10 protein-coding genes are annotated in these 15,482 nt (G+C 70.4%); 8 read left to right on the top strand and 2 right to left on the bottom strand.

Annotated features, from left to right (window positions below; translation table 11 throughout):
• The first annotated feature begins 3 nt into the window (after window positions 1-3).
• On the top strand, window positions 4-1,152 hold the full coding sequence (locus IEZ08_RS07815) for an alcohol dehydrogenase catalytic domain-containing protein (RefSeq protein WP_189241920.1): 1,149 nt from the start codon (window positions 4-6) through the stop codon (window positions 1,150-1,152).
• A 70-nt stretch (window positions 1,153-1,222) separates the two neighbouring features.
• Here IEZ08_RS07815 and glgP read toward each other — a convergent pair whose 3' ends face one another.
• Window positions 1,223-3,805, bottom strand: coding sequence for an alpha-glucan family phosphorylase (gene glgP / locus IEZ08_RS07810; RefSeq protein ID WP_068926657.1), 2,583 nt, complete (start codon window positions 3,803-3,805; stop codon window positions 1,223-1,225).
• A 374-nt stretch (window positions 3,806-4,179) separates the two neighbouring features.
• Here glgP and IEZ08_RS07805 point away from each other — a divergent pair, with 374 nt between their 5' ends.
• The 6 genes from IEZ08_RS07805 to glgB all read left to right on the top strand — a co-directional run bounded on the left by IEZ08_RS07805 (window position 4,180) and on the right by glgB (window position 13,790).
• Window positions 4,180-6,330, top strand: coding sequence for an alpha-1,4-glucan--maltose-1-phosphate maltosyltransferase (locus IEZ08_RS07805; protein WP_189241919.1), 2,151 nt, complete (start codon window positions 4,180-4,182; stop codon window positions 6,328-6,330).
• A gap of 48 nt (window positions 6,331-6,378) precedes the next feature.
• Complete coding sequence (gene treS / locus IEZ08_RS07800) at window positions 6,379-8,082, top strand: maltose alpha-D-glucosyltransferase (protein WP_068926661.1); 1,704 nt, start codon at window positions 6,379-6,381, stop codon at window positions 8,080-8,082.
• A 2-nt stretch (window positions 8,083-8,084) separates the two neighbouring features.
• Window positions 8,085-9,413 carry a maltokinase N-terminal cap-like domain-containing protein gene (locus tag IEZ08_RS07795; RefSeq protein ID WP_068926663.1) on the top strand — a complete coding sequence of 443 codons (1,329 nt, stop codon included), beginning with the start codon at window positions 8,085-8,087 and terminating at the stop codon, window positions 9,411-9,413.
• Window positions 9,414-9,577: 164 nt separating this feature from the next.
• Window positions 9,578-10,255 (top strand): hypothetical protein, encoded by a 678-nt coding sequence (locus IEZ08_RS39390; RefSeq protein ID WP_203863356.1) that lies wholly within the window; start codon window positions 9,578-9,580, stop codon window positions 10,253-10,255.
• 2 nt (window positions 10,256-10,257) lie between these two features.
• Window positions 10,258-11,487 (top strand): copper amine oxidase, encoded by a 1,230-nt coding sequence (locus IEZ08_RS39385; protein WP_229802979.1) that lies wholly within the window; start codon window positions 10,258-10,260, stop codon window positions 11,485-11,487.
• Window positions 11,488-11,594: 107 nt separating this feature from the next.
• Window positions 11,595-13,790, top strand: a complete 2,196-nt coding sequence (gene glgB / locus IEZ08_RS07785; protein WP_068926667.1) for a 1,4-alpha-glucan branching protein GlgB — start codon at window positions 11,595-11,597, stop codon at window positions 13,788-13,790.
• A gap of 134 nt (window positions 13,791-13,924) precedes the next feature.
• On the opposite strand, the gene IEZ08_RS07780 is transcribed toward glgB, so the two are convergent.
• On the bottom strand, window positions 13,925-14,746 hold the full coding sequence (locus tag IEZ08_RS07780) for a class I SAM-dependent methyltransferase (RefSeq protein ID WP_189241917.1): 822 nt from the start codon (window positions 14,744-14,746) through the stop codon (window positions 13,925-13,927).
• A gap of 125 nt (window positions 14,747-14,871) precedes the next feature.
• Here IEZ08_RS07780 and IEZ08_RS07775 point away from each other — a divergent pair, with 125 nt between their 5' ends.
• A complete protein-coding gene (locus IEZ08_RS07775; protein WP_189241916.1) occupies window positions 14,872-15,474 on the top strand; it encodes a TetR/AcrR family transcriptional regulator in 603 nt (200 codons plus the stop codon).
• Window positions 15,475-15,482: the final 8 nt, after the last annotated feature.

Raw genomic sequence — 15,482 nt, 5'->3', positions numbered from 1 at the left:
GCCATGCGCGCTGTCCTTTTTGACCGCTTTGGTGGTCCGCTCGACGTCCGTGAGGTGCCCGTTCCCGCCGTCTCTCCACGCGGTGCGGTCATCCGCGTGGAGGCGACGGGACTGTGCCGCAGCGACTGGCACGGCTGGCAGGGCCACGACGCCGACATCACGCGCCTGCCGCACGTGCCGGGGCACGAACTGGCGGGCGTGCTGGAAGCGGTCGGCGCCGAGGTCCGCGACTGGCGCCCGGGAGACAGGGTGACGGTCCCCTTCGTGGCCGCGTGCGGTTCCTGTACGGCGTGCGCCACCGGTGACCAGCAGGTGTGCGAACGCCAGACCCAGCCGGGTTTCACCCATTGGGGGTCGTTCGCCGAATACGTGGCCGTGGAGAACGCGGACGTCAACCTGGTCGCCCTGCCGCCCGGCATGTCCTTCACCACGGCCGCGTCCCTCGGGTGCCGGTTCGCCACCGCCTTCCGGGCCGTCGCCCAGGTGGGTGAGGTACGGCCCGGCGAGTGGGTGGCGGTGCACGGGTGCGGCGGGGTGGGCCTGTCCGCCGTGATGATCGCCGCGGCGGCCGGGGCGCGGGTGGTCGCGGTCGATGTGAACGCCGGGGCGTTGCGGCTGGCCGAGCAGCTGGGCGCCACCAATGTGATCAACAACGCCGCCGCGGGAGACGCCGCTGCCGGGAACACCGCGAGAGACACCGTCGCGGGGGACAGTACTGTCGGGAACACCGCGGCCGGGAACACCGCCGGAGACACCGTTGCGGGGAACGCCGGGGGCGTCGCCGCGCAGGTCATCGAGCTGACCGGGGGCGGGGCCCACGTCTCGATCGACGCGCTGGGCAGCGCGCCGACCTGCGCGGCGTCGGTCCTGGGACTGCGGCGCAGGGGCCGTCACGTGCAGGTGGGCCTCCTGCCGGGCGGCCGGACGCCGGTCCCGATGGACCGGGTGATCGCCTACGAGCTCCGCGTCCTGGGCAGCCACGGCATGGCCGCGCACGCCTACCCGCCGATGCTGGAGCTCATCGGCTCGGGCGCGCTCCGGCCCGACCGGCTCGTCACCCGGACGATCGGCCTGGAGGAGGCGGGCAGGGCACTGGCCGAGATCGGGTCGGTGCCGGGCGTGACGGTGATCGTTCCTCGGGCCGGGCTGTGACACGACCGCGGACGGCGATGAGACCCCCGGGCTCCGGGTGGGCGCAGATTCACCCGGAGCCCGGCGAGGGTCAGCGCAGGGTGCCGTTGGTCATGCCCGCTGGCTCCTCGGGGACGGCGATCAGGCCCAGCTCGGCCGGGGAGGCCAGCAGCGAGTGCGACGGGACGACACGGACGGTGTACCCGAAGGCCCCGGTGCGCTGCAGCGGGATGGCGCCGACGAACACCGCCCGGCCGTCGTCGCCCTGGGACTCGACGGACAGGGACGTGTAGGACGGGGAGAGCAGCTCGTCGTGGAGCCCGACCCGGCCGTAGGCGGCCTGCACCTCGACGTCGCCGGGCTCCAGCTCGCCCAGGGCGACCGTGGCCCGCAGCTCCAGCGCGGCTCCCACCTCGGGGGTGTCGCCCAGCCCGGCGGCCTCGACGTGCTCGACCCGCACGCCCGGCCAGGCCCGGCTGACCCGGAGCTTCCAGGAGGCGAAGCCCTTGGCCTGCTCGTGGCCGCCGCCCGACAGGGCGCGGGCGGACGTGGCCGCCGGAAGGTAGAGCTCCACGACGTAGTCGCGGAGCATCCGGCCGGCCAGGACCTTGGGGCCGAGCGAGGACAGGGTGTGGCGGACCATCTCCAGCCAGCGGCGGGGCAGGCCGCCTCCGGGACGGTCGTAGAACCGGTCGGCCACCTCGTGGTCGATCAGGTCGTAGAGCGCGTTCGCCTCCAGTTCGTCGCGGCGCTCGGGATCGACGACGCCGTCGGCGGTGGGGATGGCCCAGCCGTTGGTGCCGTCGTACCACTCGTCCCACCAGCCGTCCCGGATCGACAGGTTGAGCCCGCCGTTCAGGGCGGCCTTCATGCCGCTGGTCCCGCAGGCCTCCAGGGGCCGCAGCGGGTTGTTCATCCACACGTCGCAGCCCTGGACCATGAGCTGGCCCAGCGCCATGTCGTAGTCGGGCAGGAAGACGATGCGGTGCCGCACGTTCTCCTGGTCGGCGAACTTCACGATCTGCTGGATGAGCTTCTTGCCGCCCTCGTCGGCCGGGTGGGCCTTGCCCGCGATCACGATCTGGACCGGCTTGTCGGGGTCGAGCAGGAGCCCGCGTAGCCGTACCGGGTCGGACAACATCAGGGTGAGGCGCTTGTAGGAGGGCACCCGGCGGGCGAAGCCGATGGTCAGCACCTCCGGATCCAGGGCGTCGTCGATCCAGCCCAGCTCGGCGGTGGACGCCCCGCGGTCGAGCCAGGACCGCCGGAGCCGGACCCGGGCCGCCTCGACGAGGCGGGCGCGGAGCCTGCCCCGGATCTCCCAGATCTCCTCGTCGGAGATCTTGTTCACGCCCTCCCAGCCCTGGGCCTTCTCCACGAGGGAGGGCAGCTCGCGCCCGGCCAGTTCCATGATCTCCCGGCCGACCCAGGTGGGCGCGTGCACGCCGTTGGTGATCGAGCCGATCGGCACCTCGGCGATGTCGAAGCCCGGCCAGAGTCCCTGGAACATCTCCCGGCTGACCTCGCCGTGCAGCTCGGAGACGCCGTTGACCCGCTGGGCCAGCCGCATGCCCATCGCGGCCATGTTGAACTTGCCCGGCTCCTCCTCGGCGCCGAGCGCGAGGATGCGGTCCACCGGGACGGTGGGCCAGGAGTTCTCGCCGCCGAACTGGCGGGCGATCAGCTCGGTCGGGAAGCGGTCGATCCCCGCGGGGACCGGGGTGTGGGTGGTGAAGACGGTCCCGGCGCGTACGGCCTCCAATGCCTCCTCGAAGGAGAGCCTGGCCTCGGTGAGCTCACGGATGCGCTCCAGGCCGAGGAAGCCGGCGTGGCCCTCGTTGGTGTGGAACACCTCGGGCTCGGGATGGCCGGTGATGCGGCAGTAGGCGCGGATGGCGCGCACGCCGCCGACGCCGAGCAGCAGCTCCTGCTTGAGGCGGTGCTCGGTGCCGCCGCCGTACAGGCGGTCGGTGACGTCGCGGGCGGAGGGGTCGTTCTCGGCCACGTCGGAGTCGAGCAGGAGCAACGGGACCCGGCCGACCTGGGCCACCCAGACCTGGGCGTTGAGCACGCGGTGCTCGGGCAGGCCGATCTTGACCCGGACCGGGGAGCCGTCCTCCTCCTTCAGGAGGGTCAGCGGCAGGCCGCCCGGGTCGAGCGACGGGTAGTGCTCCAGCTGCCAGCCCTCGGGCGAGAGGGACTGGGTGAAGTAACCGTGCCGGTAGAGGAGTCCGACCGCGAGGATGGGCACCCCGAGGTCGCTGGCCGCCTTGAGGTGGTCGCCGGCGAGGATGCCGAGACCTCCGGAGTACTGCGGGAGCGCGGCGGCGATGCCGTACTCGGGGGAGAAGTAGGCGATGGCCCGCGCGGCGTCCGGAAGGGACTGGTACCACCGCGGGGCGGTCATGTACTCGCGCAGGTCATCGGCGGCATCGGCGAGACGCCGCAGGAAGCGGCGGTCTCCGGCCAGTTCGCGCAGCCGCTCGGGCTCCACCGCGCCCAGCAGCGCCACGGGGTCGTGCCCGACCCGTTCCCAGGTGTCGGGATCGACCTCGGCGAAGAGGTCGAGTGTCTCGGGATGCCAGGACCAGCGGAGGTTGTGCATGAGCTCGCCGAGGGGGGCCAGCTCCGAAGGAAGGACGGTTCGGACGGTGAACCTGCGGATAGCTCTCACGCTGTCAGACCCTAGTTACTCAACGCCACGACGGCGACCAGAATGCTCACGCGTCTCCCCCTCACCGCTATCGATCGCTTCCAAACACGGCACGCCGACATCACCCACGTGGCGGGGCATCGTGAGGGCGTCCGGGTACAGAACAACACTCCGGAGGCAGAAAGACCGCGGCTCTTCCGAAGCGAGGGCATGAAGAGCGACTATTGGGGCAACCCAACGTACGAGCCACACGTTCTGTCCCCGGAGGCCTTCCGTCAGGGGCAGGGCTTCGCCTTGCCCGGAGGTCGGTCAAAGGGATGCTGAAGAAGCAAAGGGTCTTTCTTGCCCCAAATCTCCCGGCGGTACCGGGTGTGCCGTCGCTACCGTGAGACGCGATGATCGGACGAATCCCTATCCAGGACATTCACCCCACCGTCGACTGCGGGCGCCGTCCCGCCAAGGCCGCCGCGGGTGAGACCTTCGAGATCACTGCCGTCGTGTTCCGCGAGGGACACGACGCGGTGGCCGCCGGAGCCGTGCTGATCGGCCCGGACGGCAAACGCGGCCCCCTGCTGCCCATGCGCGAGCTGGCTCCCGGAACCGATCGCTGGGGCGTGGAGGTGACCCTGCCCACCGAGGGCACGTGGCACTTCCGCATCGAGGCGTGGAGCGATCCCATCGCCACCTGGCTGCACGACGCGGGCATCAAGATCCCGCGCGACATCGACGCGGACCTGATGTGCGAGGAGGGCGCGCGGCTGTTCGAGCGCGCGGCGAAGGCCGTACGGCCCGGAGACTGCGCCGCCCGGTACGGCAACGCCGACGAGGACGAGAACGGCGAGGCCCCCGGGGGCGGCGCGCTCGGGAACGGCGCTCCCGGGAACAGCGCTCCCGGGAACGCAGAGGGGCGCAGGGGCGCGGGCGGCCCGTGCGGGCACCGAGCGGCCTTCCAGGCCGTGGCGGCCAAGCTCCGCGACGACTCCCTCGACCCGCGGGCGCGGTTCGCGGTCGCCCAGCTGCCCGAGACGGCCGAGCTGCTCCGCGCCCATCCGCTGCGCGACCTGGTGACCAAGTCGGCCAAGCACACGGTCCTGGTGCACCGGCGCCGGGCGCTGTTCGGGTCCTGGTACGAGTTCTTCCCCCGCTCGGAGGGCGCGGTCGTCGAGCCGGGCGCCAGCCCGAAGTCCGGCACGTTCGTCACGGCGGCCGAACGGCTGCCCGCCGTGGCGCGGATGGGCTTCGACGTCGTCTACCTGCCGCCGATCCACCCGATCGGGCAGAGCTTCCGCAAGGGGCGCAACAACACGCTGACCCCCGAGCCCGACGACCCGGGCTCGCCGTGGGCGATCGGCTCGGAGGACGGCGGGCACGACGCGATCCACCCGGACCTGGGCACCTTCGAGGACTTCGACGCCTTCGTGGCCAGGACCCGCGAGCTGGGTATGGAGGTCGCCCTGGACCTGGCCCTGCAGTGCTCGCCCGATCATCCGTGGGTCAAGGAGCACCCGGAGTGGTTCAACATCCGCGCCGACGGCTCGATCGCGTACGCGGAGAACCCGCCGAAGAAGTACCAGGACATCTACCCGCTCAACTTCGACAACGACCCGGAGGGCATCTACGCCGAGGTCAAGCGGGTGGTGAAGGTCTGGATGGACCACGGCGTACGGATCTTCCGGGTGGACAACCCGCACACCAAACCGGTGGCGTTCTGGGAGCGGCTGCTGGGCGACATCCACGGGACCGACCCGGACGTGCTGTTCCTGTCGGAGGCGTTCACCCGTCCGGCGATGATGCAGACGCTGGCCAAGATCGGCTTCCACCAGTCATACACGTACTACACGTGGAAGAACTCCAAGCAGGACGTCGAGACCTACCTGAGCGAGCTCTCCCAGGAGACATCACATTTCCTCCGGCCGAACCTTTTCGTCAATACTCCCGACATCCTTCATGAGTACCTCCAGCACGGCGGAATTCCCGCATTCCGCATCCGGGCGATCCTCGCGACCCTGACGTCGCCGACCTGGGGCATGTACGCCGGGTATGAGCTGGGGGAAAATATCCCGGTCCGTCCGGGCAGCGAAGAATACCTCGATAGTGAGAAATATCAGTACAGACCACGCAACTGGCTCGAAGCGGAACGAGAAGGGCGCAGCCTGGCGCCGCTCATCACGCGGCTGAATTTGTTCAGAAGAGCGCACCCCGCGCTGCAGGAATTGCGTAATCTACGGTTCCACAGCGTCGACCACCCGGACATGGTCTGCTTCTCCAAGCGCCTGCCCGGCTCCCACGACACGGCCTCACGACGGCACGGCCTGGGCGACGTCGTTCTGGCAGTCGTCAATCTCGATCCGCACCACACCCACGAGGCCACGGTGTCTCTCGACATGCCCGCCCTCGGTCTCGACTGGAACGCCGAGTTCGTCGTCGACGACGAACTGTCCGGCGAGTCGTACCGCTGGCGGCAGTCGAACTACGTGCGCCTCGATCCCCACATCCATCCGGCGCACATCTTCACTCTGCGCACGGCGGCGGCCACCCACAGGTAAACCGGCCGGACGCGGTCCGGCCCCAGGCACAGCAGGCGGGGAGTCCACATGAGCCATCTGTCCGAGCCCATCCCGAACACCTTCGACGAGGCGGAGCCGCGCGACCCGTACTGGTTCAAGCGCGCGGTCTTCTACGAGGTGCTGATCCGCGGGTTCTCCGACTCCAACGGGGACGGTACCGGGGACATTCGCGGTCTCATCCAGAAACTGGACTATCTCCAGTGGCTCGGTGTGGACTGCCTGTGGCTGCTGCCGCTGTACGAGTCGCCGCTGCGCGACGGCGGCTACGACATCTCGGACTTCATGAAGATCCTCCCGGACTTCGGCGACCTGGGAGACTTCGTCAGGCTGGTGGACGAGGCCCACAAGCGGGGCATGCGCGTCATCGCCGACCTGGTGATGAACCACACCAGCGACCAGCACCCCTGGTTCCAGGCCTCGCGGCACGATCCCGAGGGTCCCTTCGGCGACTTCTACGTGTGGTCCGACACCGACGAGCGCTACCAGGACGCCCGGATCATCTTCATCGACACCGAGACCTCCAACTGGACCTACGACCCGGTCCGCCAGCAGTACTACTGGCACCGCTTCTTCCACCACCAGCCGGACCTCAACTACGAGAACCCGGACGTGCAGAACGCCATGCTGGAGGTGCTGCGCTTCTGGCTGGACCTGGGCATCGACGGGTTCCGGATGGACGCCATCCCCTACCTGTTCGAGGCCGAGGGCACCAACTGCGAGAACCTGCCCAGGACGCACGAGTACCTCAAGCGGGTCCGGGCCGAGGTGGACCGGCTCTACCCGGACCGGGTGCTGCTGGCCGAGGCCAACCAGTGGCCGGCCGACGTGGTGGAGTACTTCGGCGACCCGGCCACCGGCGGGGACGAGTGCCACATGGCCTTCCACTTCCCGCTGATGCCGCGCATCTTCATGGCCGTGCGCCGGGAGTCCCGCTATCCGATCTCGGAGATCATGGCCCAGACGCCGAAGATCCCCGAGAACTGCCAGTGGGGCATCTTCCTGCGCAACCACGACGAGCTCACGCTCGAGATGGTGACCGACGACGAGCGCGACTACATGTACTCCGAGTACGCCAAGGACCCGCGCATGCGCGCCAACGTCGGCATCCGGCGGCGCCTGGCCCCGCTGCTGGAGAACGACCGCAACCAGATCGAACTGTTCACCGCGCTGCTGCTCTCGCTGCCGGGGTCCCCGGTGCTCTACTACGGCGACGAGATCGGCATGGGCGACAACATCTGGCTCGGCGACCGCGACGGCGTCCGTACCCCGATGCAGTGGAACCCCGACCGCAACGCCGGGTTCTCCGACTGCGACCCCGGCCGGCTCTACCTGCCGATCATCATGGACCCGATCTACGGTTACCAGGGGCTCAACGTCGAGGCCCAGCAGAAGAACAGCGGCTCGCTGCTGCACTGGACCAAGAGGATGATCGAGATCCGCAAGCGCCACCCGGTCTTCGGCCTGGGCGACTACACGGAGCTGAACTCCTCCAACCCCAGCGTCCTGGCCTACGTGCGGGAGCTGGGCGACGACCGCATGCTGTGCGTCAACAACCTCTCGCGCTTCCCCCAGCCGGTCGAGCTGGACCTGCGCCGCTTCGAGGGAACGGTCCCGGTCGAGACCATGGGCGGGGTCCCCTTTCCACCAATTGGTGAACTTCCGTATCTTTTGACGCTTCCTGGGCATGGGTTCTATTGGTTCACCCTGCCGCCCGCAACCCAGGAGGGATAACCATGTTGACCGAGCTCCTTACCGGTTGGATAGGGCACCAGCGCTGGTTCGCCGGTAAGGGCCGCCCGGTCGACGGACTCACGATCGATTCGGACGTCGAGCTCGCCCCCGGCCTGCGTCACCTGATCGTCTCCGTTCACCAGGCCGGGACGCGCGACCGCTACCAGATCCTGCTTGGCTGCTGCGAATATGACATGCCGGACAAGCTCCGGCACGCGACGATCGGCGAGGGCCTGTACGACGCGACCCACGACGCCGACCTCACCGGCATCCTGCTGCAGGCGATGGCCGACGGGCGCGACATCGGCCCGCTGCGCTTCCGCCACCTGGAGGACGTGCACATCGACACCGGACAGCGGAGCCTGGTGCTGGGCGCCGAGCAGTCCAACACCTCCCTGGTGTACGGCGACGCCTACATCTGCAAGCTGTTCCGCCGCCTGATCCCGGGAGTCAACCCCGAACTGGAGATCGTCAGCGCGCTGGCGCGGCGCAAGGCCGCCCACATCGCGCAGCCGTACGGCTGGATCGAGACGGACCTCGACGGCGAGACCACCACGCTCGCGATGACCCAGGAGTTCCTGTCCAACTCCAACGACGGCTGGGCCCTGGCCCTGGCGAGCGTCCGCGACCTGTACGCCTCGCTGGACGCCTCGGCCTCCGACGCCGGCGGCGACTTCAGCGCCGAGTCCTTCCGCCTGGGCACGGCCACCGCGGAGGTCCACCAGGAGCTGGCCTCGGCGTTCCCGACCGGCGTGATGGAACCGCAGGAGATCACGCATCTGGTCGAGGACCAGCGCCGCCGCCTGACCCAGGCCGTCGCCGAGGTCCCCGAGCTCGCCCGGCACGCCCCCGTCATCGAGGAGGCCTACCAGCGGGTCTGCGACGTGGCCCACAAGGTCCCGGTCCAGCGCGTCCACGGCGACTATCACCTCGGCCAGGTGATGCGCACCCCGACGGACTGGGTCATCCTCGACTTCGAGGGCGAACCGGGCCAGCCCCTCGCCGAACGCCGCGCCCTGGCCTCCCCGCTGCGCGACGTGGCCGGGATGCTCCGCTCCTTCGACTACGCGGCCCGCCACCTGCTGGCCGACCATCCCGACGCCGAGCAGCTCCTGCCCCGCGCCGTCGAGTGGGCCGAGCTCAACCGTTCGTCCTTCCTGGCGGGCTACTCCGCGGGCGGCGGACGCCTGCACGGCGAGGACGCCGTACTGCTGCGCGCCCTGGAACTGGCCAAGGCGGTCTACGAGGTGGTCTACGAGGCACGCAACCGGCCCTCCTGGCTGCCCATCCCGCTCTCCGCCTTCGACCCCGGGGCACCCGCGAACCTCTGACGCCTGGCCTCTGCCCGCCCCCCTGCCGGGTCCTCTCCCTCCCCTGCTGGACCCTGTGGCGTCCGGCCCTCCGTCGACCGCTCGCGATTCCTGATTTGCCCGCCGAGTACCCAACAAACTACTACTCTTCGCTTACGAAAACAAGCGAAGAGTAAGGAGCGGGTATGGGATGGGGACGGATCGTCATGGTGCTCGCGGGAGCGGGCGCGATGGCCCTGGCGGGCTCGCTGTTCCTGGTCTCCGGGGAACAGGGGCCGCAGGCGGCCCGCTCCCCGCTCCGGACGCCCTCCCCGGCGGACCCGCTGACCGGCGAGGAGATCTCCCGGGCGAGCGAGATCGCCTCGGCGACGTTGCGCAGGCGCATGACGACCGGGCAGGTCGAGCTCCTCTACATCGAGCGCGGCGACGACAAGGCGGCCGAGGACCGCCGCCGGGCCGACGCCTACATCTACGACTACGCCGCCAACCGGTTCATCGTGCGGACCGTGGACCTCGCCGAGGGCAGGGTGGTCGCCGAACGGGCGGGCCGGGGCGCGCAACCGCCGCCGTCGAGGGCGGAGGGGGAACGCGCGGCCGAGCTGCTCCTGGCCGACCGGGCGCACGGCGGGCGGATCCGCGCCGCCTACGCCCGGGCCGCGGGCAGGCCCCTGCGGTCGGCGTCCGACCTGGGCCTGCGCGCCCTCGTCTACACGCCGCGCCCGGCGCACAGGGGCGCCGGGGCGTGCGCGACCCACCGGTGCGTACGGCTGCTGGTCCGGCTGCCGGACGCCACCTGGCCGGACACCACCCGGATCGTCGTCGACCTGTCCGCCGAGAAGATCCTCACCCTGGAAGGACGGTGACCGTGCGGCTCTCCGTGTTCCCGGCCGCGCTGTTGTCCTGCGCCCTGCTCGTCACCTGCGGCGCCGCCGCTCCCGCCGGAGCCCTCACGCCCGCCGGAGCCCCCGCCTCCACCTCCACCTCCGCCGGAGCCCTCACATCCGCCGGAGTCTCCGCCCCCGCCGCGCCCGAGCCCGCGTGCGGCTCGCCGTACCTCATCGACCAGGTCCTGCCGAACGGCGCGCGCTGGCGGCTCTGCTGGGAGATGCGCGTCATCGAGGGCCTCACCCTCACCGGCGTCACCTACACCCCGCCCCGCGGCAGGCCGATCAAGGTGCTCCGCAGCACGGCGCTGGCCCAGATCCATGTCCCCTACGACAGCGGCGAGCCGCGCTTCCACGACATCGGCACCCTCGGCGAGAACGCCGTCACGCTGGCCTCCGCCGACTGCCCCGGCGGCGAGCGCCGTGAACGGTTCGTGTGCGTGACCACCCGCTCGCGCGGCCACGGCTACCTGAAGTCGCGGCCCGGCGAGCCGAACCTCTCCGCCCAGGGCCGCGAGCTGGTCGTCTACTCCGCCTTCCAGATCGGCTGGTACACCTACCTGGTCGAATGGGCCTTCTCCGACGACGGGGCGATCACTCCGCGCGTGGGCGCGACCGGCTCGCTGTCCGGCTTCGACACCGGCCCCGAGCACGGCTGGCCGACCAGGGCGGGCAACACGCACATCGAGCAGAGCCACACCCACAACATCTTCTGGCGGCTCGACTTCGACGTCGACGGCCGCAAGAACGACGTCGTCGAGCAGTACGACTTCCCCGGCTCCGGAACGGCCAAGCGCACGCTCTCCCGCACCGTCTTCACCAAGGAGGCCAAGGCCGTCACCGCCCCGGCCCGGTGGTGGCGGGTGGTCGACACCGAGAGCCGCAACGCCGACGGGCACCGGATCTCCTGGGAGATCGGCAACTCCGACAGCGCGCGGTACCGGGGCCCCGCCGACGAGGCGTTCACCCGGGCCGACCTCTACGTGACCCAGTACCGCGCGTGCGAGCGCCTGGCCAGCGCCAACCCCGCGCCCGGCTGCGCCGCCAGCGTCGACCGCTACGTGACCGGCCAGCGGCTCACCGACCCCGTACTCTGGGTCAACGTGAGCTACCACCACGTCGCCCGCGACGAGGACGCCGACCCCATGCCCACCCACTGGCAAGGTTTCCGCATCACCCCGCGTGACGCGATGGCCGAGAACCCCCGCTGATCGAAACTCCCAGCAAAGATCTTGCTTGGCATGCCCCGCGTGGAGTGGGTTGAATGCCCACAGGCGGGCAGGGTTAGGGAATATCGACCTACGGGAGTCAATGACCCATGAGCGTGCATCTGGATCTGGACCTGGATCGGCTGGCCGGCGGGGCGCACCACGACCCGCACTCGATCCTCGGGGCGCATCCCGGCCCCGACGGTGTGACCATCAGAGCGCTGCGGCCACTGGCGCAGCGGGTACAGGCGATCGTCGGCGACGAGGCGCACGACATGGAGCACGTCGCCCACGGGGTGTTCGCGGTCACCATCCCCGGGCTGGACAAGGTCCCCGACTACCGGCTCAGGATCGCCTACGACGGGTCGGAGCCGTACGAGGCGGCCGACCCCTATCGGCACTGGCCCACGCTGGGCGAGGTGGACCTGCACCTGATCGGCGAGGGACGGCACGAGCGGCTCTGGGAGGTCCTCGGCGCGCGGATCATGCGGCACGAGGACGTGGAGGGCACGGCCTTCTCCGTCTGGGCGCCCAACGCGCGCGGTGTGCGGGTGATCGGCGACTTCAACCACTGGGACGGCGTCGGCCACCCCATGCGCTCGCTGGGGCACTCCGGGGTGTGGGAGCTGTTCATCCCCGGCCTGTCGGAGGGTGACCGCTACAAGTTCGCCATCCTCGGCGCGGACGGGGTGTGGCGGGAGAAGGCCGACCCGATGGCCCGCCGTACCGAACGCCCGCCCGCGACCGCGTCGGTGATCGACCGCTCGTCCTACGAGTGGCAGGACGAGGAGTGGATGCGCAGGCGGGCCCAGAGCAGGGCGCTGGAGGAGCCGATGAGCGCCTACGAGGTGCACCTCGGCTCGTGGCGGCCCGGCCTGTCCTACCGCGAGCTGGCCACCGAACTCGTCGACTACGTCAAGGACATGAACTTCACCCACGTCGAGCTGCTCCCGGTGGCCGAGCACCCGTTCGGCGGCTCGTGGGGCTACCAGGTGACGTCCTACTACGCGCCCACGGCCCGCTTCGGCTCACCCGACGACTTCCGCTATCTGGTGGACAAGCTGCACGAGGCCGGGATCGGGGTGCTGCTCGACTGGGTGCCCGCGCACTTCCCGATGGACGACTGGGCGCTGGCCCGCTTCGACGGCACCCCGCTGTACGAGCACGCCGACCCGGCGCGGGGCGAGCACCCCGAGTGGGGCACCTACATCTTCGACTTCGGCCGCCGGGAGGTGCGTAACTTCCTGGTCGCCAACGCCCTGTACTGGCTGCGCGAGTTCCACATCGACGGGCTGCGGGTGGACGCGGTCGCCTCGATGCTCTACCTCGACTACTCGCGCCGCGAGGGCGAGTGGACGCCCAACCAGTACGGCGGGCGGGAGAACCTGGACGCGGTGGAGTTCATCAAGGAGATGAACGCCGTCTGCTACCGCGAGGCCCCGGGCATCGTGACGATCGCCGAGGAGTCCACCGCCTGGCCGGGCGTGTCCCGCCCCGCCTACCTGGGCGGTCTCGGCTTCGGCTTCAAGTGGAACATGGGCTGGATGCACGACACGCTCTCCTACCTGCGCCACGAGCCGATCTTCCGGCAGTACCACCACCACCAGATGACGTTCTCGCTGATGTACGCCTACTCGGAGAACTTCGTGCTGCCGCTCTCCCACGACGAGGTGGTCCACGGCAAGGGCTCCCTGCTGGGCAAGATGCCCGGCGACGAGTGGCAGCGCTTCGCCAACCTGCGCGCGCTGTTCGCGTTCATGTGGGCCCACCCCGGCAAGCAGCTGCTGTTCATGGGCGGCGAGTTCGGCCAGGGCTCGGAGTGGTCGGAGGAGCGCGGCCTCGACTGGTGGGTGCTCGACTTCGACGGGCACAAGGGCGTGCAGCGGCTGGTGCGCGACCTCAACGGGGTCTACCGGGACACCCCGGCCCTGTGGAGCGCGGACACCTCCCCCGAGGGCTTCCGCTGGATCGACGCCGACGACGCCCCGGGCAACGTCTTCTCGTTCCTGCGGTACGGCACCGACGGCTCGGCCCTGGCGTGCGTCGCCAACTTCTCCGGCGGCCCGCACGAGGACTACCGGCTGGGCCTGCCGATGGGCGGCACCTGGGAGGAGGTCGTCAACACCGACGCCTACGACTACGCGGGCAGCGGGGTCGGGAACATGGGCGCGGTGGAGGCGGTGGAGGAGCCCCACCACGGCCTGCCGTACTCGGTGCACCTGCGCGTCCCGCCGTTGGGCACCCTCTGGCTCCGCCACACGGCCCCGGCGCAGGAGTCCATGCTGACCGAGGACGAGGTCGACTGACGGGACGTGTCGCAAGGTGCGGGATCCGGTCCGAGTCGTCGCCCGACGCCGGGAACGGCTCATCGATCATGGCGAAGCGCTGGATCAGCGCCGCCTTTCCTGCGTTTTCGCCATGATCGGTGAGGGGGCGTCTCTCAGGCCTTCCGCGACGCGACGACCGCCATGGTCGTGTAGGACATCGTGAAACCGCCTCCGGCCGCGTCGACGGCGGCCCCGACGGCTTCCAGAACTTCGGCCAGCCGGTCCGGCGGGAGCCGGGTGAGCCCGCCGGTGGTGGGCAGCAGGTCGAGCCATTCATCGCGGGTGTAGTGCCGCTGCCAGTCGAATCGCCACTGCTCCGGCTCACCGAACGCGGCCGCCTGCCGGATGCCGTCGGCGAACGTGGTGAACATCTGCCGGTAGATCTCCCGGGCCGGTCGCGGCGGCCCGCCGCCGAACGGCGAGTCGGGCGCCACCCGGCGCAGTGCGGTGGCCAGCGCCTCCGCGATCGGGGCCGGAGGGTCGTACACGTGGGCGAACACCGCCAGCAGGCCGCCGGGACGCAGCACCCGGGCCGCCTTGGCCGGGCCCGCGACCGGGTCCACCCAGTGCCAGGACTGGCCGGCGACGACTGCGTCGAACGTGCGCCCGGCGGGGTCCCAGTCCTCGAACGTCGCCACCTCGACCTCGACCCCGGTACGGCGGGCGAACTCGGCCATCCGCGCGTCCGGCTCGATCCCCAGCACCGTGCAGCCGGCCGCCAGGAACTGCCGGGCTTCGATGCCGGTGCCGCAGCCGACGTCGACGATGTCGGAGCCGGGGCCGGCAGCCGTGATCCGCCGCACCAGGGCATCGGGATACTCGGGCCGGGCCCGGTCGTAGCGCTCGGCGTCGACGCCGAACGATTCGGCTGTCCGCCTGGCTTCATAGGGCGCGTTCTCCGGGGACCGGGGATACTCCTGCGGTGTAGTGGGCATGCGCCCACCATAATGGGCACATGCCCACTTTCCAACCGGATAACGTTTCGCGGTGAGCCGAAGGCTCTGTTGAGAGAAGGTTCTGCGGAGGTTCTGCGGAGGTTCTGCGGAGGGGAGAACGGGCGATGCCGACGGGAGTGGCCCTCCGGGACGCGCGGCGGCAGCTGTTCGACGCCGCCGAACGTGTCCTGCTCCGGGACGGGGCGAACGGGCTGACCAGCCGGGCCGTCACGGAGGAGGCGGGCGTCGCCAAAGGCGTTCTGCACCGGCACTTCGCGGACTTCGACGATTTCCTGGTCGAGCTGGTGCGGGAACGCATCGCCCGGCTCGACGTCTCAGCCGCCGACCTGCGCGGCTCGGCCGGGACCGGCACCGTCGCCGGCCACCTCACCGCGGCGCTGATCGATCTGTTCGACCCGGTCACCGCGGCGGTCGTCAGCCTCATCATCTTCCGCGACGAACTACGCACCCGGCTGCGCCAGACCCGGCCCGCGCCCGGCGTCCCGGTGCTGACGCAGGCCGCAGGCATGATCAGCGCCTATCTGAGAGACGAGTGCGAGATGGGGCGCATCGCCGCAGACGCCGACGTGGACGCGCTCGCGTTCTCCCTGATCGGGGCCGTGCACCTGCTGTTCGCCGACCGTGAGGCGGGCCCGCCGGATCCCGAGGCGGTCGGCAGGGTCGTGAACGCGGTCATGGCCGACGTCGTGCAGAGACGCCTGCTGTGACCGGTTGT

It is taken from the genome of Planobispora rosea (assembly GCF_014648175.1).
GTDB classification, from domain to species: domain Bacteria; phylum Actinomycetota; class Actinomycetes; order Streptosporangiales; family Streptosporangiaceae; genus Planobispora; species Planobispora rosea.
The sequence above is the reverse complement of the archived record's forward strand: the minus strand, read 5'-3'. Positions and strand labels throughout refer to the sequence as shown.